The organism is Chryseobacterium sp. (genome assembly GCF_019236175.1).
Lineage (GTDB): Bacteria > Bacteroidota > Bacteroidia > Flavobacteriales > Weeksellaceae > Chryseobacterium.
In genome coordinates this window covers 58,115-82,599 of sequence record NZ_JAFAJM010000020.1, presented here as the reverse complement: position 1 = coordinate 82,599, position 24,485 = coordinate 58,115, and the positions used below count along the sequence as shown (strand labels likewise).

General features: G+C 36.1%; 16 protein-coding genes. 11 read left to right on the top strand and 5 right to left on the bottom strand.

What is annotated here, in order from left to right:
- Window positions 1-21 precede the first annotated feature (21 nt).
- Together JO178_RS18750 and JO178_RS18745 are read right to left on the bottom strand one after the other, a co-directional pair.
- Complete coding sequence (locus tag JO178_RS18750; RefSeq protein WP_291939065.1) at window positions 22-768, bottom strand: DUF2182 domain-containing protein; 747 nt, start codon at window positions 766-768, stop codon at window positions 22-24.
- A 2-nt stretch (window positions 769-770) separates the two neighbouring features.
- Window positions 771-2,309 (bottom strand): tyrosinase family protein, encoded by a 1,539-nt coding sequence (locus JO178_RS18745; RefSeq protein ID WP_291939063.1) that lies wholly within the window; start codon window positions 2,307-2,309, stop codon window positions 771-773.
- A 345-nt stretch (window positions 2,310-2,654) separates the two neighbouring features.
- On the opposite strand from JO178_RS18745, the gene JO178_RS18740 reads away from it, so the two are divergent.
- The 8 genes from JO178_RS18740 (at window position 2,655) to JO178_RS18705 (ending at window position 14,450) form a co-directional block, all read left to right on the top strand.
- Window positions 2,655-3,272, top strand: coding sequence for a hypothetical protein (locus JO178_RS18740; RefSeq protein ID WP_291939061.1), 618 nt, complete (start codon window positions 2,655-2,657; stop codon window positions 3,270-3,272).
- Between the two features lie 397 nt (window positions 3,273-3,669).
- A complete protein-coding gene (locus JO178_RS18735) occupies window positions 3,670-6,174 on the top strand; it encodes a PIG-L family deacetylase (protein WP_291939057.1) in 2,505 nt (834 codons plus the stop codon).
- A gap of 100 nt (window positions 6,175-6,274) precedes the next feature.
- Window positions 6,275-7,966, top strand: a complete 1,692-nt coding sequence (locus tag JO178_RS18730) for a sodium:solute symporter (protein WP_291939056.1) — start codon at window positions 6,275-6,277, stop codon at window positions 7,964-7,966.
- A gap of 35 nt (window positions 7,967-8,001) precedes the next feature.
- Window positions 8,002-8,520 (top strand): DUF2911 domain-containing protein, encoded by a 519-nt coding sequence (locus tag JO178_RS18725; RefSeq protein WP_291939053.1) that lies wholly within the window; start codon window positions 8,002-8,004, stop codon window positions 8,518-8,520.
- A 487-nt stretch (window positions 8,521-9,007) separates the two neighbouring features.
- Complete coding sequence (gene tkt, locus JO178_RS18720) at window positions 9,008-11,017, top strand: transketolase (protein WP_291939048.1); 2,010 nt, start codon at window positions 9,008-9,010, stop codon at window positions 11,015-11,017.
- A 67-nt stretch (window positions 11,018-11,084) separates the two neighbouring features.
- Window positions 11,085-11,549 (top strand): RpiB/LacA/LacB family sugar-phosphate isomerase, encoded by a 465-nt coding sequence (locus tag JO178_RS18715; RefSeq protein WP_291939045.1) that lies wholly within the window; start codon window positions 11,085-11,087, stop codon window positions 11,547-11,549.
- 132 nt (window positions 11,550-11,681) lie between these two features.
- Window positions 11,682-13,196 carry a glucose-6-phosphate dehydrogenase gene (zwf, locus tag JO178_RS18710; protein WP_291939041.1) on the top strand — a complete coding sequence of 505 codons (1,515 nt, stop codon included), beginning with the start codon at window positions 11,682-11,684 and terminating at the stop codon, window positions 13,194-13,196.
- 393 nt (window positions 13,197-13,589) lie between these two features.
- Entirely contained in the window at window positions 13,590-14,450 is an 861-nt protein-coding gene (locus tag JO178_RS18705) for a YXWGXW repeat-containing protein (RefSeq protein WP_291939038.1), read from the top strand.
- A gap of 156 nt (window positions 14,451-14,606) precedes the next feature.
- Here JO178_RS18705 and JO178_RS18700 read toward each other — a convergent pair whose 3' ends face one another.
- Window positions 14,607-15,227 (bottom strand): response regulator transcription factor, encoded by a 621-nt coding sequence (locus JO178_RS18700; RefSeq protein WP_291939035.1) that lies wholly within the window; start codon window positions 15,225-15,227, stop codon window positions 14,607-14,609.
- Between the two features lie 4 nt (window positions 15,228-15,231).
- Entirely contained in the window at window positions 15,232-17,220 is a 1,989-nt protein-coding gene (locus JO178_RS18695) for a sensor histidine kinase (RefSeq protein ID WP_291939034.1), read from the bottom strand.
- A 133-nt stretch (window positions 17,221-17,353) separates the two neighbouring features.
- On the opposite strand from JO178_RS18695, the gene JO178_RS18690 reads away from it, so the two are divergent.
- Window positions 17,354-18,385, top strand: coding sequence for a LamG-like jellyroll fold domain-containing protein (locus tag JO178_RS18690; RefSeq protein WP_291939032.1), 1,032 nt, complete (start codon window positions 17,354-17,356; stop codon window positions 18,383-18,385).
- A gap of 600 nt (window positions 18,386-18,985) precedes the next feature.
- On the opposite strand, the gene JO178_RS18685 is transcribed toward JO178_RS18690, so the two are convergent.
- Complete coding sequence (locus tag JO178_RS18685; RefSeq protein ID WP_291939031.1) at window positions 18,986-20,596, bottom strand: hypothetical protein; 1,611 nt, start codon at window positions 20,594-20,596, stop codon at window positions 18,986-18,988.
- Window positions 20,597-21,363: 767 nt separating this feature from the next.
- Here JO178_RS18685 and JO178_RS18680 point away from each other — a divergent pair.
- Window positions 21,364-22,239, top strand: a complete 876-nt coding sequence (locus tag JO178_RS18680) for an AraC family transcriptional regulator (RefSeq protein WP_291939029.1) — start codon at window positions 21,364-21,366, stop codon at window positions 22,237-22,239.
- 108 nt (window positions 22,240-22,347) lie between these two features.
- On the top strand, window positions 22,348-23,580 hold the full coding sequence (locus JO178_RS18675) for a TCR/Tet family MFS transporter (RefSeq protein WP_291939028.1): 1,233 nt from the start codon (window positions 22,348-22,350) through the stop codon (window positions 23,578-23,580).
- The last annotated feature ends 905 nt before the right edge of the window (window positions 23,581-24,485 follow it).

Sequence of the window (24,485 nt, the reverse complement as noted above, 5' to 3'; positions counted from 1 at the left end):
TCTGATCTTTTTAATAGCAGATCAACGTCTGATAGGATTTTCAGGGATTATTATTCTCAGCAGTTTCAACCTCAGATCTATACGCCAACGGGGAGCTTGCGGATGTTCCATATGCTCACTCAGCATCATAAACGTGACGATTAGCATTGCCAAATGGTGTCCCTGTGGTAATACCATCGGGAGAAGCATTAATGCCCAGCCTGCGCCAACGCACCAGAAGCCATGAGTAATCCCAAATGAAAAAGCATCCTTATAAGCTTTTGAACCCCACGCTGCCAAAACAGGATGATAATGTCCCCTGTTAAGACACTTTTGCTTAATGGGAGAAAATTGCCAGATTAAGGTGATGATCCCAAAAATAGCTGCCGGAATAAAAGATCCGGGCATCTGAATACTCACAAAAATGATGAAAATGTTTAATAAAAAGCCGGTTACAGTCCACATCAAAACATATCCTGTTATAAAAAGAATTACCAATAAAAAGCTCATACTTTTAAAACTTTGATTAATGATGCTCTGAATGGGAATAATAAGCTTGGGAAGCATCATTGCCAATACCATCAATATCCATCCGGTCATCATTTCAGAGAAAGGATTTATGGTAAGGATCATTTTTAATGAAGCGCTGCTTCCGTTACATAAATTCATCTGGCAATGTGCTGCGGTGAGCAAATTGCCGGGATTGAAAAGCAGGATAAACCAACAGATAATGCTGAAACCCCATACACTGTAACTGATGAGGCTCCGATTAGCATTTGATCTTTTCATTGCTATTGTTTTTCTCTGTAAACACTTATTCTTCCTACTGTAATTTTCGCATCGGATAAGATTTCGTTATCAGGAGTAATGGCAACATCTAAAGATTTTAAATTATCAAGATCATTTTCAAGATGCAGTTGATCAATAATATTGGTAATATCTAAAGAAAAGCTAAGCCCGTTACCTCCTCCGTGAGAATCGTCCAGTGATGCATTGCGAAGTCCAAAAAGCGAAATAAATCCTATATGCTGATTGTTGACAGAAACTTCAAGCGTATTGGCGTTGATATTTCCTTTCACATTCTCAAGAACCAAATAGATACGGTCAGGAATTTCATCTGCAGACGCTCTTAAAAGGCTTGTAGAAACTTTCTTTAATCCTTTATCGGAAAAATTAACGGTTGTTTTGGTGACTGCATTCTTAATTTCAAAAGAACCTTGGTTGGCAGCGACTAATTCTGTTGGTTTCTCATGATTATCCATAGTAGATTCAGTTAGTTGAGCATCATCCGAAATCGGAATTCCTAGTTTTTTCAGTCTCTCAGTAGTAGTCTCTGCAGCAGCAGGTTGTACTTCTGTTTTAAGATCATCATAGCTGTAATCCAAAAGATCAAGATTGGTTACATCATTAGGCGTATACGTCCATTCTTTTCCATCAAGTAAAGGCATTACAAACTCACGTTCTCCAATTTCCTTCGGGCCTCCCAGCCATTTTTTCTCTGATGGATTACTGTTTCCCTTGGCATTCCATGATGCCCACATTCTGTCAATATTACAGTGATGAAGATAAAAGATAGGATCCAGTGCGGCAGCGTTAGGATCAGACATCAGACCTTCATTTCCTTTAACAACTCCTCCTACGTCATTATGAACAAAATTATGAGGATTGGTTTCTAAACTTTCTTCAGGAAATATCGTTCCATAATGTGAAAAATCAGTTTCAGGGCCGCCGAAACAATTTTGATTACCGGTGTATACTGTCTTAAGTTCACAATTTTGTGTAACTCTTGGCTTGCCGTCTTTAAATAATTTGATGTAAATATTTCCGTCATTATCAGGACCGTGTCTCTCTGCAACAAAAAGAGGGTTAGGCGTATCGCGGTCTAAAAACGGGCGGGTAAATGCCGGAGGTATTTTATTTTCTTTTTCTCCACCAAAGTAGTTCCAATATGGTAAAGCCCAGTCATCAGGTCCATTAAGTTCTATCACTATTGCTCTGATCTGAATTTCCAAAGCCATAAGGTAGCCACGATGCCATGGGGCAAAATACCAGGTTTGGTGCTGGCATTGATTCCAATACTTGTCTTTTATATCTTTAGACGGAAAAGGGCTTGTAGGTACCTTTGGCGGAGCTTTAATAGTATTCCAGTCAATACCATCAGGGTCCCCGGCAAAATTTTCCCCGTGAATGGCAGCAAAAAACCACCAGCTTGTTGGATCATCCAATTTTCTGGACTGCATTTCAGCAACTGCTCTTGCATACCAGTATAAATCGGGATTATTAAACGTTCCTTCCTCATTCCACGCATTTTTTCGTAAGAATTTTTTCATGTATTAATAGATTTATGATTAATAGTTGTGGGATGGAAGCAAAATGTTTTTCGCTTTCATTCACCCTGTAAAAGTATTACTTAAAAAATACCTTTCTGTCAGTAGTAATACCTAATCTTTTATTAAAAAAAGGTTTTATGATAAAAAAAGAATATCAGACTATGCCTGAATGAAACTGAAAGGGAATTAGTATTTATAAAACATACCCGGACACAACAACGTATATAATGCTATAATTTTTTCTATATTTAGAAGTAGTTATCATAAGTACATATAATATAAAAAAAGACTATGCGGATAAGCCAAATACCTCCGGACGGAGGCATGTTATACAAAGAAACAGATATGGCTCATTTTTTCCCTGAGCCGTTAAATGCAATAACTGCCGTATTTTTTTTAGCCATAGCCATTTTTTGGACCATTAAAATGAAAGGTAATTTTAAAGAATATCCTTTTTTAACCTATTGCTTGGTTTTATTATATATTGGTGCGATAGGGGGAACGGTTTATCATTCATTCAGACTGTGGCCGGTATTTATTATGATGGATTGGCTGCCCATTATGCTGCTCTGTTTGTCTGCGGGGTTTTATTTCGTAGCTCAAAGTATCAGATGGTATTATGCTGTTGTAATGGTTCTTGTATATATGGTGCTTATGTTTGCGTTGAGAAATTGGATTTTGATAGATAAATCTTCTCTTTTTATCAATGTAAACTATGCAATTATGGCCTTGTTTGTACTTTTCTCGGTAGTAAGTTATTTGATGTATACCCAATGGAAAGCCGGTAAATGGGTAGGCTTTGCTTTATTGTCATTTGTTTTTGCTTTAACCTTTCGGGTCGCGGATAAATGGGACTGGTTCAGTTTCGGAACCCACTTTTTATGGCATACCTTCGGGGCGGTAGCCACATTTTGCATGTTCAATTATATCTATCTTACCAGAAATACAATTAAAAAAACATAAATTATTAACCTTACCCACAATAGTCACAAAAGGCTTTAAACACTTGAGTTTATTTAGTGATAAACTAATCTTGACCAACGGATAAAAAATATCCTCAATCATCCGAGTAGATCTGTATAATCTGTGGTGAAATCTAAGACAGATGTAGTGTTTTAGTATAACTATCGCATAATCAGATATATTAGGATGGAGATATTTGATTTTCAATACACCTGTAGAGTACTTTTTATACACAAAGTATATACCTTAAAATAATAGCCTGAGTTCCAAAAAGCGGGAGTGTGCCTTTTGCGGGTTAATAAAAAAAAGATATTTTTTTTGTGAAATTCATAGTTTAATTCTTTTAAGCTTGAAAGAAAGATGATTTACTTATATTTGCCTCGCAAAGTAAAATTAAATGTTCAAAAAAGTAAGCACTGTATTTATCCTTGGATTGTATACGGTTTTTTGTTCGGCCCAACAGGTCCGTCCATCAAAGTCATCTGAAATTTACCGTGAGCTCAAAACCCTTAAACACCTTCCTAAAGTTTTATACCTTGCGGCTCATCCCGATGATGAGAATACAGGCTTGCTCTCCTGGTTAATCAACGATCAAAATGTAGAAACGGGCTATTTGTCTTTAACCAGAGGGGATGGAGGACAGAATTTATTAGGTACAGAGCAGGGCGCTGCATTGGGTTTAATCAGAACACATGAGCTTTTAGAGGCAAGAAAGTTAGATGGTGCCCAACAGTTTTTTACCCGGGCGATTGATTTCGGGTTCTCTAAGAATACGACCGATACCTTTAAACAATGGGATGCAGACAGTATTACAGCAGATGTAGTCTGGGTAATCCGCAAATTCCGTCCTGATGTGATCATCTGTCGTTTTCCTCCTACGGCTGCGGCAGGTCATGGACAACATGCAGCTTCGGCAGTGGTAGCAGAAAAAGCTTTTAAACTGGCAGGTGATAAATCGGCGTTCCCGAATCAGTTAAAATATGTGAATGTATGGCAGCCAAAACGCGTATTGTGGAATACTTTTCGTTTTGGTGCAGTCAATACCACAGCTGAAAATCAACTGAAAGTTACCGTAGGACAATATGATGCCCAACTGGGAATGGGCTATGGTGAACTGGCCGGATTAAGCAGAAGTTTACATAAAAGCCAGGGTGCAGGAACACAATCTGTAGCCGGGATCAGAACTGAATACTTTGCCCATGTTGCTGGTGAACCCGCAAAAGCAACACTTTTTGATGGAATAGTAAACACCTGGACGACAAAAGGAAATGCCGATATTGACCAATCACTTGATAAAATTATTTCAGCGTTTAATTTCAACAAGCCGGACCGTAGTTTGCCTGCGTTGCTTGCTTTAAGAAAAAAAGTGATCGCACTAAACGATACCGACTTAAAAAAGGATAAACTACAATCTCTTGACAATATCATTTTAAGCTGTGCCGGATTTATGGGTGAGGCAGTTACCAGCCAGGCTGAAGCAGTGGCCGGAGATCATTACAATTTCAGATTAAATCTGGTTTCAAGAGCTGAAAATCCTGTCGTTTTAGATCATATAAAATGGTTAAATCAATCAGAAAGCTTTAACACAAAACTATCCAAAGATTCTTTAATTACCATTCAGCATGATATTCAGATTCCTGCTGATGCAGCACTCACGGAACCTTATTGGTTGGCAAAAGCTCCTGTAAACGCGGCAACGTTCTCTGTTCCGAACGATACTTTAGTCGGTTTGCCAGAGGCAGAATCACCGCTGAATGTGTTGCTTAGTTTAAAAATAGGTTCGGAAAATTTTGAGGTTAAACTTCCTTTATCTTTCAAAAAGCTAGATCCTGTGCGTGGTGATGTGGTGGAAGCTTTGCGTATTGTTCCTGCACTGGAGTTGAAATTTACACAACCATTATATGTGGTCAAAGAAAATGAAGATTTGCATTTAAGTTTAAATGTTAAGGTTAATTCTAACAAACAGTTGAATAAAGGGATTCTAAACCTGATGTATAGTGGAGAACGATTAGGCGGCGCTGATCTAAATCCGCTCAATGGGAAAGATTTTACTGTTGATTACGTTATTCCAAAAACTAAACTTGCCTCCATAAACTCATCTCGTTTGCAATTGGATGCCAATTATACTGCAGACGGAGTAACCTATAATAAAAAGCAAATATTAATTCAGTACCCGCATTTACCCTCTTTACAATATTTTGCGCCTGCCACTGCTATCGTAATGAAAGGTGATATTCAGGCTAAGGTTAAAAAAGTAGGGTATATAGAAGGTGCCGGAGATTTCATTCCTGAGTTTCTGCGTATTGCAGGGGTACAGGTAGATGTCCTGAAAGACGGAGATTTTTATGGCAACATCGATGAATCCGGTGGAAATGGTCGTCAAAACAAGCTATCACAATATGATGCCATTATACTGGGAGTTCGTGCGAACAACACAGAGAAGAAGCTGGGGCGCTGGATGCCCTTTTTATGGTCTTATGTAAAAGCCGGAGGTAATTTGGTGATGCAGTATAATACCAACCAGGATACAACCGTTGACAAACTGGGAGTCTATAATTTCAATATTGCCAATAAAAGGGTTACCGAAGAAAATGCGGCGGTTAAATTTTTAAATCCTAATCATAAATTACTGAACTTTCCGAATAAAATTACAGCCGATGATTTTAATGGCTGGGTACAGGAACGTGGTGCCTATTTCCCGGATCAGTGGGATACAGCATATGAACCGCTTTTTGAAATGCACGATACAAATGAAGAACCTCTGCAGGGATCAACTTTATATGCACAATATGGGAAGGGTAATTTCATTTATACACCCTTGGCATTTTTCAGACAGTTGCCTGCGGGAAATGTGGGTGCGGCACGTTTATTTTTTAACTTTTTATCTGCACAGAAAAACTGATGAGCAAGCAACTTAAAAACTGGAATATCTGGTACATACTATTAGCAGTTGCATTAGTATTGCAGATCGTATTTTATTATTGGTTTACTAAATTCTGGGCATGAGTAGTATAGATTGGACAGTTCTTATTGTTACACTTGTGGCAGTAGTGGTGTATGGCGTATTGATCGGCCGTGGCCAAAAAAGCAACGAATCATACCTGAAAGCAGATAATAAAATGCCCTGGTACATTGTACTTCTCGGGATTATGGCTACGCAGGCAAGTGCCATTACATTTCTTTCAGCACCGGGACAGGCGTATACAGACGGCATGCGGTTCGTTCAGTATTACTTTGGTTTGCCTTTGGCGATGATTGTGATCTGTATCACTTTCATCCCGATTTTTCAGCGTTTGAATGTGTATACGGCCTATGAATATTTAGAAAACCGATTTGATAAAAAAACACGGGTACTTACGTCACTGCTTTTTCTTTTTTCCAGAGGTCTATCCACGGGAATCAGTATTTATGCTCCGAGTATCATCTTATCAAGCGTTTTAAACTGGAATATTTATTTAACCAATGTTTTAACAGGGGGAATTCTGTTAATTTATACCTATGTTGGCGGAGCAAAAGCGATTGCTCACACCCAAAAATTACAGTTTCTTATTATTTTAGGCACCATGACTTTTGCGGGATATCTGCTTATTCAGAATATGCCGAACGGAATTGGCTTTAATGACGCCCTTTATCTGGCAGGAAAATCCGGAAAACTCAATGTGATCACCACAGAATTCGATTGGAAAGATAAATATAATATCTGGAGCGGGTTGATTGGCGGTTTTTTTCTGGCACTTTCTTATTTCGGAACAGACCAGAGTCAGGTAGGGAGGTATATTAGTGCGAAAGACACGACTAATGCAAAAATGGGGTTGCTGTTGAACGGATTGGTTAAAATTCCGATGCAGTTTGCCATTCTCCTGATCGGCGCATTGCTTTTCGCATTCTTTTCTTTAAAACCGGCTCCGATTTATTTTAATGAGCGATCTTATCAATATTTAAAAGAAACAAAACCTGAACAAGCAGCAGTTTTTGAAAAAGAGCATGAAGATTTGCAGGCAAAATTTAATGCAGAATCGAAAGAAATTTTAAAGCTGAAAGAAACTCATTCTCCCCAACTCAAAAAAACAATTCAGGATTTTAAAGATACGCAAACTCAGGCAAAAGCACTGCACAGCAGGGTAGAAGAAGCTATTAATAGTTCAAACTATAATGCAGAGAAAACGGATACAAATTATATTTTCCTGTATTTCGTAAAAAATACCCTGCCTGTAGGGATGATCGGTCTATTGTTTGCCGTCATTTTTTTAGCCAGCTGGGGTTCTATTTCGGCAGCGCTGAACTCCCTTGCCGCCTGCTCATTAAAAGATGTTCATTTATTATTTAAAAAAGAAATTCCTGATGAGAAAACCGAATTGAGGTACAGTCGCCTGCACACTCTGGCCTGGGGTATTTTCTCAATCGGTGTAGCCATGTTTGCCACTCAGATGGGTTCTCTTATTGAAGCAGTCAATGTATTAGGTTCTCTTTTCTATGGCCCGATATTGGGGATTTTTCTTGTAGCATTTTACTATAAAAAAATCACCGGTGCAATTGTTTTTATGGCGGCAATTTTATCAGAAATTGCTGTAATTGCCGTTTATCAGTTCGATATCGTATCTTTCCTTTGGCTTAATGTAATTGGTGCAGCAGCAGTAATTATATTTTCAGCAATCGGGTTAGTGTTTTATAAGCCGAAAACCGTAAATTCGTAAACAGACAATAACAAAAACAAACCAATAAAAATCGTATGAAAACAATGATTAAATCTGCTACTGTACTTTTCGCAGCAATGACGATTTCAGTGAATGCTTTTGCTCAGGAGGCTAAAAAACCTGCCAGCCCGCCAGCTACTGCTACAGGGAAAATTAAAGATGCAAACATTACAATAGCCTATAGCAGCCCTTCTGTTAAAGGGCGTACCATATGGGGTGGCTTAGAAGCTTATAATAAAGTTTGGCGCGCAGGAGCTAATGAAGCCACTACTTTCGAAACGGATAAAGATATTACCGTTCAGGGGAAAAAACTGCCTAAAGGTAAATACAGCTTTTTCTTAATCCCTAAAGAAAGCGGAACCTGGACTGCGATTTTTAACAAAGAGCCAAAACAATGGGGTGCTTATAAATATGAAGAAGCTAAAGATGCTTTACGTGTGGATGTAAAAACAAAGTCTTTACCGGCAACACAGGAAACTTTAGTGTATAAAATAAACAATAACGGATTCACAATGGATTGGGATAAAATCTCAGTTCCTGTAGAGATCAAATAAATCTAAATAAAAGAAATTTAAATCCCGTTAATCCGGGATTTTTTTTTGTTTGAAATTTTGATACTGTACCAAAGATGAGTATCATCAACTCAAATCTTACTCATTATGATCCTGTCAATTGTTACTATCGGCAATTTAGTCTGATCAATTATTTTTTTGCGCCGTACCTTAATGAATAAATTAATATAATTTTAAGAATAAGAACTCAGGTGGTTATTGACAAGATGGTGTAAAGCTTCGTAATCTCCCAATTGATGACTGATGAGAAATAATTACATCATTCCTGAAACAGGCTATAGGCTTTTCCTGTTACCATCTTATTTAGATTTTTTTGAAGTATTGAATCTTTGGCTGTTTTTAAATGGTCACAGTTTTGATGTAAAAACAAAGGAACATTGAATTTGGAAACTGAAAACAAAAAATTCAACAGGTTTTTCGATCTTTTTCTTTTACCCATTTACAAAAATAATTAATCAAAAATGTAAGAATGGAAAATAAAAATTTAACTCAAAAAAGTATTGATACAGTAAGAGTTCTCTCAGCAGACGCAGTACAGAAAGCAAATTCAGGACATCCCGGAACGCCCATGGCTTTAGCACCACTCGGACATTTGCTGTGGTCTGAAGTCATGCATTACAATCCACAAAATGCAGACTGGGCGAACCGTGACAGGTTTGTTCTTTCTTGTGGCCATGCCTGTATGCTGCAATACTGCTATTTATATTTGACAGGGTATAAAGTTACATTAAGTGACATTGAAAATTTCAGACAGCTACACAGCATTACTGCGGGCCATCCTGAATATGGGCTTACTCCCGGAATTGAAGTGACAACCGGCCCGTTAGGACAGGGGTTTGCAAACGGAGTCGGAATGGCTATTGCACAGCAATATATGGCAAAACGCTATAATCAACCGGATTTTACTATTTTTGATTATAAAATTTATGCCATATGCAGCGACGGTGATATAATGGAAGGTGTTTCTGCAGAAGCGGCATCGCTTGCCGGACATCTGGGTTTAGGAAATATGATTTACTTCTACGACAGCAATCATATTACTATTGAAGGAAATACTGATCTGGCCTTTGATGAAGACGTTGTCAGAAGATTTGAAGCTTACGGATGGCATGTACAGGAAGTACCGGATATCAATGACCTTGAAGCATTATCTGATGCCATCAGGAACGCGCAGAAAGAAACCGGGCGTCCCTCTTTAATAAAAGTTCGAAGCCATATCGGTTATGGGAGTCCCAATAAGCATGATTCTGCGTCAGCACATGGCTCACCTCTGGGAAAAGAGGAAGTTCGGTTAGTAAAAGAAAACTTCGGGTTTGATCCTGAAAAAAGCTTCATCATACCTCATGATGTGTTAGATTTTTATCGTGAAGCGGGCAGGAAATCCTCCAAAAATGAAGATGAATGGAATGACTTATTTAAAAATTATAAGAAAAAATATCCTGATCTTGCTGAAGAATATGAGTTGATCTCTTCCGGAAAATTACCTCAGGGCTGGGAAGAAAAGCTGCCGGTATTTGAACAGGGTGAAGATATGGCAACCCGTAAGGCTTCAGGCAAAATACTGAATGCGGTCGCAGCATATTTACCTCAATTAATAGGTGGTTCAGCAGATTTATCGCCTTCTACAAATACAGTTCTGGAAGCTTATCAATCATTTTCCGCAGCCAACCGTGAGGGCCGTAATTTCCATTTTGGAATCCGCGAACATGCCATGGGAGCCGTGCTTAACGGAATGGCTCTAAGCAATTATTTAATTCCATATGGTGCAACATTTTTAATATTTTCAGATTATATGCGTCCGCCACTCAGGCTTGCAGCGATTATGAAAATACGTCAGATCATGGTTTTTACCCATGATAGTATTGGTCTCGGAGAAGACGGGACTACGCATCAGCCGGTAGAACAACTGATCGGATTACGAACCGTTCCGAATATGACAGTCATTCGTCCGGCGGATGCAAACGAAACCGTACATGCATGGCGTGTTGCTATTGAACACAAAAGCGGGCCTGTTGCCATTGCACTGACCAGACAGGAAATTCCGATGATCGATCAAAAAAAATATGCAAATGCAAAAAACCTGGAGAAAGGGGCTTATATTCTTTCAGATTCGGAAGGGGAGCCTGATATTATCCTGATTGCCAGTGGATCCGAAGTTCATTTAATATTGAAGGCACAGGAGGAATTGAAGAAAAATAAGATTGATGCCCGTGTGGTAAGCATGCCTTCCTGGAATTTATTTGATCAGCAGGCTGATGCCTATAAAGAAAAGGTTTTACCTAAAAATATCCGTAAGCGATTGGCCGTTGAAGCAGGTTCATCAGTGGGATGGATGAAATATACAACTGACGATGGTGATGTGATCGGAATCGATAAATTTGGCGAATCCGCACCGGGAGAAGAAATCATGAAAGAATATGGATTTAGCATTGAAAATATAGTACAAAGAGCTGTCGCTTTATTTTCGAAAAGCAGATAGACTTTTTACAAGCTGAGCATGTATTCTTACAGTTACAAAATATTTTAGAATTAAATACAAAATTGGAATGTCAACATTCATAAAAATTGGAATCTGCGCAGATCACGGGGGTTTTGAACTTAAGGAAAAAATAAAATCTTTTTTAGTTGAAAATCAATTCGAACCGGTGGATTATGGTGCAATGGAACTTAACAATGCAGATGATTTTCCGGATTTTGTAGTTCCACTTGCAAAAGCAGTGGCTTCAAAAGCAGTTTTCCGCGGTATTGCAATTTGTGGCAGTGGTGTGGGAGCCTGTGTTGCCGCAAATAAAATTCCCGATATTCGGGCAGCATTAATTACGGATTATTTCTCAGCACATCAGGGTGTTGAGGATGATGATATGAATTTAATCTGTCTCGGCGGACGTGTAACGGGGTATGCCATCGCGGAAGAATTGGTTTTAGCTTTTCTTAATGCAAAATTCATCGGTGCTGAAAGACATCTGCGACGCCTGGAAAAAATTCGGAATCTGGAAGATCGTCCGTCATAGTAAGTGTTTTCAAATATTAGTATTTTAATGTAAATCATAAATAACCGGCTGTTTTCATACCAAAAGGAGGACAGAAAATCTTAAAGAAGAACCCTTTTGTTTTTAATCTAAGTTTAAAAAAAGTAAATAAAAATGTCAAAAACATCAGATACAAAAGTAAACCCTACAGTTTTGATTATTTTCGGAGGAAACGGAGATCTGACTCAACGGAAAATTATCCCGGCATTGTATAACCTCTTTCTTGAAAACAGATTGCCTGAAAAATTTGCCATCATAGGAACTTCAAGAACTGAACTGAGTGATCAGAAATATCGGGATTCTCTGTTGGATGGAATCAATCAGTTTTCCAGAACGGGTAAAGCTAAAAAAGAAAAGTGGGCAGAATTTTCCTCAAATATTTCTTATCAGGCAGCTGATATTAATGATGTGGCTTCTTACAACGAGTTTTATCTGAAAGTAAGCAAGTGGAAGGAGGAGTGGAAACAGAACCCTTCAATACTGTATTATTGCGCTGTTTCACCGGATTTGTTCTGTACCATTGCAGAGAATATTTCTAAAAGCAAACTGGAGAATGATCAGAAAACCACGCGCATCATCATTGAGAAACCATTCGGGAGAGATCTGGAATCTGCAAAAGCGTTAAACGCAAACCTGCTGACCATTTTTGATGAAAAGCAAATCTACAGGATAGATCATTATTTGGGGAAAGAAGTAGTTCAGAATGTGATGGCTTTTCGCTTTGCCAATACCATTATGGAACCATTATGGAACCGTACGCATATCGAACATGTTCAGATCTCGGTGACTGAACAGATTGGTGTAGAAAACAGGGGAAGTTATTTTGACCGTGCAGGTATCTTACGGGATATGATCCAAAACCATTTGCTGCAATTATTATGTATTGTTGCCATGGAGCCTCCTGTCAACTTCGATGCTGATCTTGTGCGTGACCGAAAGGTTGATGTTTTGAAGGCCATTCGGAAAATTGTTCCGGGTAAGATTGATACTACTGCTGTCAGAGGCCAGTATGGCTCCGGCTGGGTTGAAGGCAAAGAAGTTCCCGGTTACCTTGAAGAACCTGATGTGCAGCCGGATTCAAATACGGAGACCTATGCCGCGATGAAATTCAATATCGATAACTGGCGCTGGCAAGGCGTTCCCTTTTATTTGCGAACCGGCAAAAGACTCTCTAAAACAGCTTCCTATATTGTGGTGCAATTTCGGGAACTGCCGCATAATATGTTCAATAATGAAGAGCATACTATTCCAAAACAAAACAGGCTTATTATTAGTATCCAACCAGATATGTCGATTAAATTTCAGCTTGAAAGCAAAACGCCGGGTCTTGAAATGATGCTGAATACGGTGGATATGGTATTTGATTATTCGGAAAAAACAAAGACCGAATCGCCGGAGGCTTATGAAACACTATTGCTGGATGTTATTTCGGGAGATCAGACCTTATTTATGCGGGCTGATCAAGTGGAGGAAGCGTGGAAAGTTGTCATGCCGATTCTTGATCATTGGGAGAACAATAAAATGACAAGCTTCCCGAATTATCCCGCCAACTCGTGGGGTCCGGAAAATGCAGATGCACTCATCGCCAAAGACGGCTTTCACTGGATCAATTTACCTCAGAAAAAATAGTATGTCCAAAAATGTTACGTTTCTAAATCTAATTAAAGTAGACCGTTTTGACAACCGTTTTATTTTAAAGGCTGAAATTATATAAAAATTTTTTGGATTTATACCATTTGTTTTTTTGTCCTCTCAGTACTACTGTATTCATCTGGTATTCAATATTTAATATAATTTTAATTTTATTGATGCTTAATTCGTGAGATTGGTCTGTAGTTTGGATATAAATGATTGGAAAAAGGATGTTATTCAATAAAAAATAAATAATGACTTTACATTCTTATCCCCAATAATTAAGAGTAATCCCCATACATTATAGTTTTTCAATTCTAATTTTTTGATAACTATAACCTCTATGAGGTATGATATAATAATTTAAATCAAACCTTAAATCTCTTTTTTATGAAAACACACACAATTTCCTATCATGAAGACGTATTTCTAATGAAGGATAATATGATCTCAGACGGTACTCAATTGCTTGCCGCAAAATTGTACCTGGCTCTGAAAAAATTGATAATGCTTTCCATTATTGCTCTCTTTGCAACGACTTCTTTTTTTGCACAGAATACAGGGTATATTGATGATCAGACGACTGTCACTGTAAAAACTCAGCTTGCCCCCCCTGCATTACCGGATTATGTACAGCCTCCGTGTCCAGGAGATGGTTATTTGTGGACGCCCGGATATTGGGCCTGGGATGTAAGCGGATATTACTGGGTTCCAGGAGTCTGGATTTTGCCTCCTGCTGTTGGCCTATTATGGACTCCCGGATACTGGGGATTCTACGATAGCTTCTACGGATGGCATCCTGGATATTGGGGACCTAGAGTAGGGTATTATGGAGGAATCAACTATGGTTTCGGATATTTTGGAAGTGGTTTCTATGGCGGAAGATGGGATCATGGACACTTTATGTACAACACTTCAGTGTGGAGAGTGAATAAAAACATTCATAATACCTACATCAATAAAGTGAATATTGTCAATAACAATCGTATGAGCTTTAATGGAGGAAAAGGCGTAATGTATCATCCGAATAAAGATGAAATGGACGGTATGCATGATAACCGTGTTTCCGCAAGCAAAGAACAAATGGATCATGAAATGAATATGAGAAATAATATGGGACAGTTTCATCATAATTCCGGCCCAATGATCCACAGCATGAACTTTCCGGGCGGACAGGGATTTGACAGAGGAGGAAGAGAAATGGAAATGGGAGGAATGAACAGAGGTGGTGGTGGAAGAGGCAGAAGATAAAACGAATTCCCGATCTTATAGATTAATAAAAAACCGTTTCATTATTGGTATGAGACGGTTTTTTATTTTAACGCAGTCTATTCTTTTCATAATGTATTAAAGTAGAGCTATCAGGCTTTTTTGAAGGTACTTACAATATCGGGTAGGACTTTTTTTTCATTTTTTATAATTCTGTATGGCCCAAATCAATAATGCGTTTTTTTCTTTTGGAATTCCCAGTTTTTCTATAATTCTGGTACGGTGTCCTTCTACTGTTTTTTCAGACAGGAAAAGAAGTTCTGCAATTTGTTTACTGGTTTTTTGACCCGCTATTAATTCTATTATTTTTCTTTCAGAAAATGTTAACAGGTTGAGTTTGCCGAGGTCTTCAGTATGTTCTATCGTGTAATTCTGAAGTAAAGCTCCTGAATAGTATTTCTTTCCTAAAGCAATTTCTTTCATGCATTTTTCTAAATCCGGACAAGCTTTTTCTTTTAAAATATATCCATCTACTTCAAATTCTTTTGCCTTGTTCAGAACTCCGGTTTCATTGTGCATGGTAAGGATGATCACTTTAGTACGCCATTTATTTTCCATTACTTTTTTGGCGACTTCCAATCCGTCCAACCCCGGCATATTTAAATCTAAGACTGCTACATCCGGCAAATAAACCTGAATGTAATTAAGTGCTGCCGTTCCATTAGAGCAGGCACTCACTACGTTATATCCCAAATTGGTAAGGTAAGAAACCGTTCCGTTCAGGGTTAAAGGATGATCGTCTGCAACCAGAATTTTCATTGTATTATTTTTTTATTTGTACCAGTATTTTTGTGCCTTTATCAGTGGATGTGATATGAGCCTGTCCACCAATTGCTTTGCTTCTTTCTATCATATTGTGTAGTCCGAAAGCATCCTTTTTTTCCAGCGTTTCCTTTACATTAAAACCTTTTCCATTATCCATAATTTCTAAAATAACGGTGTCTTTATCTTCAGTTAAAATTACTTTTGCCGCGATGGCATCGGCGTATTTTATAATATTTGAAACAGCTTCCTGCACAATTCTGTAGATTTGTAATTCTTTTTCAGTCGTGAGACCATTCTGATAATTGATTTCGGATGAGATCATAAAAAGATGGGTATTTTGAATTCGTTCTATGAACTGCTCCAAACTGGCTTCAAGTCCTATTTTTTCAAAAAGAACGGGATGTAAATTTCTGCTGATAGCTCTGATATCATTAATAATGCTATCCACTTTTTCATTTAATTGAAGCTGTCCTGCCTCGAACGAATGTTTAAGCGACAATAGTTCATGGCTCACGCTATCATGGAGGTCAGAGGCAATTCTTTTGCGTTCTTCCTCGGTTTTATCCAGAAGGTTTTTAGTAAACTGCAATGATTGTTCTTTTTCTAAAGACAATTTCTTTTGTTTTTGTTTTAAATAATAGATAATAATGGCTAATAACAATGCAATAAAGACGAGTATTAGAGCTACAATAACAGCATTTTTATTGATAATGGTTTCTTGTTGGAGTTTAATTTCCTGCTCTTTTTCTTTCGTTTCATATTTTGCGGCGAGTTCTAAATTGATCAGCTTACTTTTTGCGCTTGATAAGCTGTCCTTTGTACGGTACACTTCATTACTATAAAAAGCAACCTTGTCCGGATCTTTGCTTTGAATTGCTTTTTCTAATAAAACACTGTAAAACAGGTTGGCTCTTTCATAGTTTTTATGTTCAAGCAAATTGGGCAGTGAATTTTCTATATATTTCGTGTTACACGTTTTTACATCTTTAGTAATTTGATATAAAGCTAATGTCGCCTGGTAATCCTTTTGCCAGTTTTGAGAGGGATTTTTTTCTGCAACAGGCTCTATTCTGTCTAAAACTATTTTGGCATCGTCTAATTTATTTTCTTCAGTTAAAGCTTCTATTTCGTAATCAGAAATACCAAGCAGAAGCACATCATTATCATATTGACTGGTTAAATATTCTTTGTAAGTTTCGTGGATGTATTTATTTTTCAACTGATGCTGATTAAAGAAACCATACACAGAACATTTGTTGTATCTGCCCATAAAATAATCATAGGTGTTCCCGATTTCTTTAGAGATCTTTATCGCCTCATCCGCACTTGCGACTGCCTTTTGAAAAGAACCGTTTGCTTTGTATATATTGACATAATTCGACTCTACAGAAGCTATGCTTTCCCTGTCCCTAATTTTTAGGGAGTAGTTTCTTGATTTTTCATTCGCTTCTATACTGTTTTTTAAATCCCCTAAAACAAAATAAGTATAAGATAAATCATAATAAGCACGGGCTATTTTGTAACAGCTTTTATAATCATCCGGCTCTAAAGCGGTAATTTTTAAAAAGTAATCCTTAGCCTTGTTGAGATGATCCCTGTCAAATTCTAAATTACCATAATAACTGTCAATGTAAATTGTTTTTAAGGGTGGTAATTCACTTCTATACCTTTCATCAAATTCTTTTACAACGTTGGTAATACGAGGGTCGAAATCATAAAAATAAACACATTTTGTAGTCACTACATCCAGAATTTTGGAGGCGTTTGAATAATCCCCTTTTGCCATTTTACTTTGGTAGTAGTCCAGAAAAACTTTCAGGTAACGTTCTTTATCTGCGTTATAGTTTTCATTTTTTTTTAGCCAGACTTTTGTAGATTCCTCTTTTGACGGGCTTTCTTTTTCAAAATAAAAATTTTCCTTTTTTTCTCTACATGATAAGGTAAAAAAAGTAATGAATAAGAATATGATTTTCTTAATCGTAGGCATACCTATATTTTTTTACAAATGTATCAATTTCTAATCTTGAAAATTATACAATGTTTAATTCAGGGGTTTCCCCCTGTATGAATCTCCGGAAGAATAATGGAATTTTGTGGAGTAATTAATAAAAATTATTATTATGAAAAGAAAAATACTTTTAATGCCTTTCAAACTAAATTTTCAAAAAATTTGGATTGCCTGTTTTGTAATGATTTTCCAATTTGGATTTTCTCAGCAGGGAGCAGCGTTGGATTTTGATGGCGTAAACGATTATGTAAGTTGTGGAAATATTTTGCCTACAAGTTATACTAAAGAAGCGTGGGTTTATGTGAAAAGTTTAAATACCCAAAACAACATTATCTCTGGTGGCGATTCAGATGGGCTGCACGCTTTCTGGATCCCCAATAATTCCGGTAAACTTTCTGCAGGGCATAACGGTGACTGGTTTGCTGTAGAAGACAATGTTCCTCTGTCTGTTAATACCTGGCATCACGTTGCAGTAACTTACGATGCTGCTGTTACCACACTGAAATTATACAAAGACGGACAACTGGTATCTACCAATACTGATGTTGATCCGGTTGATGGAGGAAATATGGTTAGATTAGGCGCTTTTAATAATGCTGCAAACAGTTTTACAGGAACCATGGACGAAGTGAGAATATGGAATAGAGCTTTGTCTCCCGGAGAAATAACCAATCATATGAACTGTGAGCTGCCAGGTCCACAAATAGGACTAATTGCGTATTATAAATTTAATCAGGGCATTGCCAATGCAAATAATGCAGCCATAACCTTCTTACAAGACAGCAGCGGAAATAGTTACAATGGAACGCTTAACGGCTTTGCTTTAAATGGAAACTCATCCAACTGGGTTGACAACAGTGCTGTAATTAGCGGAATTATTTGTTCTGGTTATCTAAACGTATCCTCAGTAGAAAAAACGAAATTTAAACTCTTTCCTAATCCTGCTGCCAATAAATTGTTCCTCAGATCCGAACAACCCATTTTAAATGTTGAAGTGATTAATTTTCTGGGGCAAACTGTTATAAAACAGGAAATAAACGGCATTGAAGCAGAAATTAATTTGTCATCTCTTACCCCGGCCTCTTATTGGGTCAGAGTACAAACGGGAAAAGGTGTAGAGACCATAAAAGTTCTTAAAAAATAGAGACAGTCAATTATTCTGTTTCTTGGCAATCCGATCTGGTATTATTGTGAGTGTGGCTTTCTGTGAGTCATACTCACATTTTATTTATTATAAATCTCAAGGTCTGGTCAGGCATTGAGGCTAAAATCATCTGTATTTTGGCATTTCAAGAGCTGAAATTTATTAAAAGCATCTTAAAAATAGCGCCAACTGAAGAGAGCTGGCGCTATTTGTTTTTTTGTCAACTCCTTGGTTGGAACATCAAACCAATTTTTACAAAGTTAGAGGATGTTTTAAGTTGATGTTGCTGACTAATAATTATTTATGATTTGGTTGTTCCGGTTTGAATCCTGTTGACAATTTTTAAGATGTATGCTCTAATCTTTAGTTGTACATTCCTCGCTCTGTTTTCATTAAAATTCTCAGGAAGCCAAGATTGAATGGGTAGTAAGAGGTCATTTTTATTAAATACATAGCTTGTTTTGCCGGAACCCGCCTTACCTCCTACAGTATGGAAGTACAATCAGGATAAGCGTTGTTATGGATATTATGATTGAAGAAATAATCTAACACATTTTTAAAATCTCCTGCTGTTTCAAAGAACAACAGGAGGTTTGCTTTTTATTTAAAAGTGGCTTCTAATTTTTGTTCGTTTTGTGTTTTGATCAATTCATTTAAAGATGTTATGTTGTTGATATTTAATAGCATATTGTTTTTTGATTTATCTTTTTTTCTATAGGCTTCGGCAAAATAAGCTCCATATATATGACTAACATTTAGTAAGGTTTTGTATTGAATATCTTTTTTAGGATCTAATGAAAAATTTGTTATTCCGTGACAAGAGAAACAGGTGGTATTTTGATGATACGTTTCCATCGTAATATTTGTCGCATTTGGACTTCCTGCCAATTTTAAATTTCCCTTATTAAATTGCTGATAAACATCTACATTTCTGGACTCCTTGCTATTAAGCATTCCTAGCCAGATGTTACCGTTATAATATTGCTTAATTTCACTTTTTGTAAGTGCTTTTTTATTTAATTCATTAGCAAGATCAGCATGTCTTTTATATTCAGAATTATTTGGATGATCATATTTTTTTTGTGATATGCCCAATGGATATTTACGATAGGCCTTATCAGCTATTTTACCTTTTTTAGTTAAGGTATCAAACTTAATAGCATTCAGAGAATCTTTTGCACTAAGTTCACCTTTTTTAAAGAATAAAAAATCGGTTTCTGTTTTGGCAATTGGCTGACTGTTAGTTGTGTTTGGTTTAAATCCATGTCTTTGTTTTGAATTCAAATCAGTTAAGTTATTTAGATTATCCGGAGCTAGATCCTGACCTTCAAAAGTTGCCCAAAGCATTTCTGGAAATCCTTCTACTTTGGCAACGATGTGTAAACCAATAAGAGCAACCGCGGGTATGTTTTGATAGTTTTGAGGATTATTAATTATTAGATTAACATTAGTATAATCATTTTTTCTGGTGAAATAATCTAGTTTGTTTAAAAAATCTTTTTTTATTTGTGGTACATTGTGTACAATCAGGTAATTTTTCTGCTGATCTTTGGGAATCGCATTAAGATCTACCCAGGCAGCCTTTAGTTCTAATGAAGAATTGGTATAGACCTCTGTTGAATCACTTATATTCTTAATCCCTTTTTTTGCTTTCTCTATAGCAGAATCTGTCGCTTTAACCATCTGATCATGCATAATTTTATTCATATGTATGGAATAAAAAACAGTATACTCTTCAGAAATCCCGGCAAAGTCTGTATTTGATTTTAATACAGGATGGTCACTACCTGCCTGATGAAATGCAAATAATTTGAAAGGTGATTTTACAGGTTCTCCGTATTCGGTAATTTGAAAAATATTTTTTGAATCATCCAGGAACAATGGTAAGCCATCTAGAGTTTTTTCATTTTTTGAATCTTTAATGTTCTGTGTTAAATGCAAATACTTTTGCCAGGACCAGGTGTGAAATGCCCTCGCAGAATCTTCTTTGGTTACCACTAAAGTATCATTTTTCCAGAGATTATCGTCATCTGTATCCGGGATGAATGATTTGTTGTAGTTTGAAAAATATTTTTTCTCAAAATGTTCTAGAGACACCTTGTCATTTTTATCCATTTCTATAGATTCTATAGATTTTTTACAACAAATAAGGCTGAAAATACTGCCTGTCGTTATGCTCAAAAGCATCAGTTTTTTGAATTTTAATTTCATGATATTAGTTTTTTGAGTTGATGATATTTTTAAAATCGCAATAACATTCTTTAGTTATACTAGGTGATTGTAAAAAAAATATTACATTATTTTAAAGATTCCATTTTATATTTCATAAACTTTTATGTTTACTATAAAAACAATATTAATGTTATTTTTTTAAAAATAATTCAGTAGTAATACTGAATTTTGAAGTAATGTATTATGGATTGGTTGCTGAATTTTCGGGTAGTATTTAATTGAGTCTCCTATCTTATAATTTCATAAACTTCAACGAATTTGTGGAAAATTATTGTATCCAAAATTTCTGTTAAGGAACTACATCGCTTACTTTTCTGAAAGATTAATTAAACAATCAGTTAATACAGATTTCTCAGATCTGACTCTGATACATTGAATGAACTCTTTGCGCTTTAAAGTGTTTAAACTGGAATACAATCTGCTTATAAAGAACTAATAAAGGAATTGTTTTTAGATAATTATAAATAGTTCACGCCTCACATAAAAGCTAAAAGAAAATGAATCTTCAAAAAGATTATTTTGTTCAATGGATAACCTTAAAACTATTATCATAGGGTTCTACAAATGAAAATAACGTGAGGGTATTTGATATTTCCCTCAAAAGTCGAATTTGACGGAAAAAGTTTTCAAACATCTAAAATGAATATTGGAGCTCAATATATCTATTAATGAGATGAATTATCTCATATTGCTGATTTAGCACCTTATTAGTTTAATAGATGATTTCATTTTTTAGATATTTGCACATGGCTCTATTGATAACTTTGGATAATGTCTATACATTGTACAATCTTGATTCTTCAAAAAAGACGGAAGGGATCGTTATTCTTAATCAACAAAATGATCCTAAAAAGAAATATACAAATAATAGCCGTCTATTTGATGGTTTATTGCTAGGATTCCTGATACAGGGATCCATGAAAGCACAGATTCATTTTTTAGAATATGAAATGAACGCGGGTGATATTGTTGTTTTACAGCCGCAATTGATGATGGATACAAAATCATTAAGTGACGATGCCCAAATTGTAACCATTGGTCTTTCCTTAGATTTTATTACAGCATTTCCCATTTTACGTGAGTTTGTAATGAACCACCAAATTAGATGGCAGCCCGTTATCAGACTTAAGCCTGAAGAAATAAATTTGCAAAATGAATTATTGACGCTTATACAGAATTTCTACAATAAAAAACCTAGCCATAATAAAACGGAAATGCTTCGACATCTTGTTATGGTTCTAATAAGTATGATTTCTGAAGTATATTCTTCTTTACCGAATAACAAAAGCTTAGTGAAAAACCGTACACATGAGATTATAGATGATTTTTATCTACTTATTTCAAAACATGCGAATCAACAGAGAAGCGTTGTGTTTTATGCTGAAAAATTACATTTAACACCACAATATCTTTCCACTTTCCTGAAACAGAAAACGGGAAAATCTATATTACAGTGGATTGATCATATCACAATTCTACAAGCTAAAACACTACTGAAATCTTCTAATTTATCAATCAAAGAAATTAGCAATGAGCTTCATTTCGAAGAAACAAGTGTTTTTTGCAGATACTTTAAAAGAATAGTGGGAGTGTCGCCAAAAACCTATAGAAACGAATACTAATTTATATTCTTTTATGCCCAAACTATTTATATGATGAGCTTTCAGATTGTACATAAACACCATTAAATTGTTAATACCTGCCTTTTTATCTCTGTTTAATTTTACAATATGAAAAAAACAGGTAAAAAAGCAGCTGTTGGATTTATATTTGTCACGTTGTTGATTGATATTACAGGTTGGGGAATTATACTTCCCGTGGTTCCTAAACTCATTGGAGAACTTATCAATAGTGACCTTGGTGAAGCTGCGAAATATGGAGGTTGGCTTGGCTTTGCTTATGCTATTACGCAATTTATATTTGCACCTATAGTGGGTAATCTTAGTGATAAGTATGGGAGACGCCCAATTATTTTAATTTCTCTTTTTGGATTTGCTGTTGATTATGTACTATTAGCACTAGCGCCTTCTATCGGGTGGTTGTTTTTAGGAAGAATCATTGCCGGTCTTACTGGGGCTAGTATTTCAACAGCTAGTGCATATATCGCTGATATATCCACTGAAGAAGATAGAACTAAAAATTTCGGCTTAATCGGCGCAGCTTTTGGATTAGGATTTATTATAGGTCCGGTAATAGGCGGTTTGCTTGGACATTATGGAGCCAGAGTTCCCTTTTATTTCGCTGCTATATTATGCATGGTGAATTTTCTTTATGGCCTGCTCATACTACCGGAAAGTTTAGAAAAAGATAAGCGTCGGTCATTTAGCTGGAAACGTGCAAACCCTATTGGAACAGTAAATTTTTTGAGAAAACAGTCGAAAATATCAAATCTCGTCATCGCTTTAATTTTGGTGTATGTTGCCCTCCACGCTGTACAAAGCAATTGGCATTTTTTTACTATGTATAAATTTAATTGGACAGAAAGAACTGTAGGTCTGTCACTTGGTCTGCTTGGCTTATTGCTTGGCCTAGTACAAGGAATTCTGATTAGGTGGACAACTCCAATATTAGGAGAATATAAAAGTGTATATGTTGGGTTGCTATTTTATGCATTAGGCTTAATGCTTTTTGCATTTACCAATCAAGGATGGATGATGTTTGTTTTTCTCGTTCCCTATTCCTTAGGTGGGATCTGCGGACCCGCACTTCAATCAATAATCAGTAAAAATGTTCCTGCAAATGAACAGGGGGAACTGCAGGGGGCATTATCAGGTTTAGTGAGTGCTACCTCTATTTTGGGACCTCCAGTGATGACCAACTTATTCTATTATTTCACTCATGATAAAGCACCATTTCAATTTTCAGGAGCTCCGTTTTTTCTAGCATCCATTTTAATGTTGATGAGTGTAATTATTATATATTTTGCTTTTCGGAAAAAAAGTGAAAAAGAAGCTAAAGATTAAAAAAAATGCGATAATGTGAATAAGTAGGGGGGAAGATATGGCCTTAAATCGGTTTTTGTCGCAATTTCAAGATATTTGTGAATAAAAAAAAAGAGACAACTATCAAATAGTTGTCTCCTTAAGTGAACTCGCTGGTAGGCTACCCAAACTATTTTTATAATGATATTGAAAATATTTTAGATCTATATATCTGAAAATAAGGTTGTTACTATTTTATTCTTTTTGTTTGATTTCTGTTAAGTTATCTTCATGGGATTGTGATTTTGAAAATTTGAATATTTGGTTCTAATCAATTGCGCACCTTACTTCCAATTATTTTTATCCGTATTGGTGAGTTTTTAGTGTTGGTTATTTAGCAACTAGAATTTAGTCTTTTCATTAAAAACTAGTGTTTAAGAGGAATGATGATAAAAGGGAGGGATTCGAACTAACCCTCTTCACTTTCAAAAAACCTATATTTCAAGTAATATAACAAAAGACTGCTATGAATCTGCCATAGAATATAATTCCAACAATCCTTATATTTTGTAACCTTTTACATTATTAAAAAGAGCAATATAATTCTTTTAAATTATTAATAAATATAACTAAAAATATTAGTTATCCAGTACAGATTAGAACTTAATAAAAAAATACTGGACTTCTTTCTTTCTTTCTTTAGGAAATCCAATAGTATTGAGTAAAATGTTATCATTAAATAACAAATTTACTATATTGCATAAAATATGTTTGGTTATCCTTAGTGTAGGCTATTCCATAAAATTAACCATGAAATAAAAGTTAGAGAATCAATTCTAATCTTTTCTTTGTATTTTATTAAAGCACATTACGGTAAGCCGTAAAAATTTGGTTTACTTTATTCCGAATGTTGCATAATACATATGAATTCTGAAGTTATTTATTGG

Bases quoted from the DNA above. Each gene is read 5' to 3' on its own strand.
- JO178_RS18750 (WP_291939065.1), bottom strand. From the start codon at position 768: ATGAAAAGATCAAATGCTAATCGGAGCCTCATCAGTTACAGTGTATGG.
- JO178_RS18745 (WP_291939063.1), bottom strand. From the start codon at position 2,309: ATGAAAAAATTCTTACGAAAAAATGCGTGGAATGAGGAAGGAACGTTT.
- JO178_RS18740 (WP_291939061.1), top strand. From the start codon at position 2,655: ATGGCTCATTTTTTCCCTGAGCCGTTAAATGCAATAACTGCCGTATTT.
- JO178_RS18735 (WP_291939057.1), top strand. From the start codon at position 3,670: ATGTTCAAAAAAGTAAGCACTGTATTTATCCTTGGATTGTATACGGTT.
- JO178_RS18730 (WP_291939056.1), top strand. From the start codon at position 6,275: ATGAGTAGTATAGATTGGACAGTTCTTATTGTTACACTTGTGGCAGTA.
- JO178_RS18725 (WP_291939053.1), top strand. From the start codon at position 8,002: ATGAAAACAATGATTAAATCTGCTACTGTACTTTTCGCAGCAATGACG.
- tkt (WP_291939048.1), top strand. From the start codon at position 9,008: ATGGAAAATAAAAATTTAACTCAAAAAAGTATTGATACAGTAAGAGTT.
- JO178_RS18715 (WP_291939045.1), top strand. From the start codon at position 11,085: ATGTCAACATTCATAAAAATTGGAATCTGCGCAGATCACGGGGGTTTT.
- zwf (WP_291939041.1), top strand. From the start codon at position 11,682: ATGTCAAAAACATCAGATACAAAAGTAAACCCTACAGTTTTGATTATT.
- JO178_RS18705 (WP_291939038.1), top strand. From the start codon at position 13,590: ATGAAAACACACACAATTTCCTATCATGAAGACGTATTTCTAATGAAG.
- JO178_RS18700 (WP_291939035.1), bottom strand. From the start codon at position 15,227: ATGAAAATTCTGGTTGCAGACGATCATCCTTTAACCCTGAACGGAACG.
- JO178_RS18695 (WP_291939034.1), bottom strand. From the start codon at position 17,220: ATGCCTACGATTAAGAAAATCATATTCTTATTCATTACTTTTTTTACC.
- JO178_RS18690 (WP_291939032.1), top strand. From the start codon at position 17,354: ATGAAAAGAAAAATACTTTTAATGCCTTTCAAACTAAATTTTCAAAAA.
- JO178_RS18685 (WP_291939031.1), bottom strand. From the start codon at position 20,596: ATGAAATTAAAATTCAAAAAACTGATGCTTTTGAGCATAACGACAGGC.
- JO178_RS18680 (WP_291939029.1), top strand. From the start codon at position 21,364: ATGGCTCTATTGATAACTTTGGATAATGTCTATACATTGTACAATCTT.
- JO178_RS18675 (WP_291939028.1), top strand. From the start codon at position 22,348: ATGAAAAAAACAGGTAAAAAAGCAGCTGTTGGATTTATATTTGTCACG.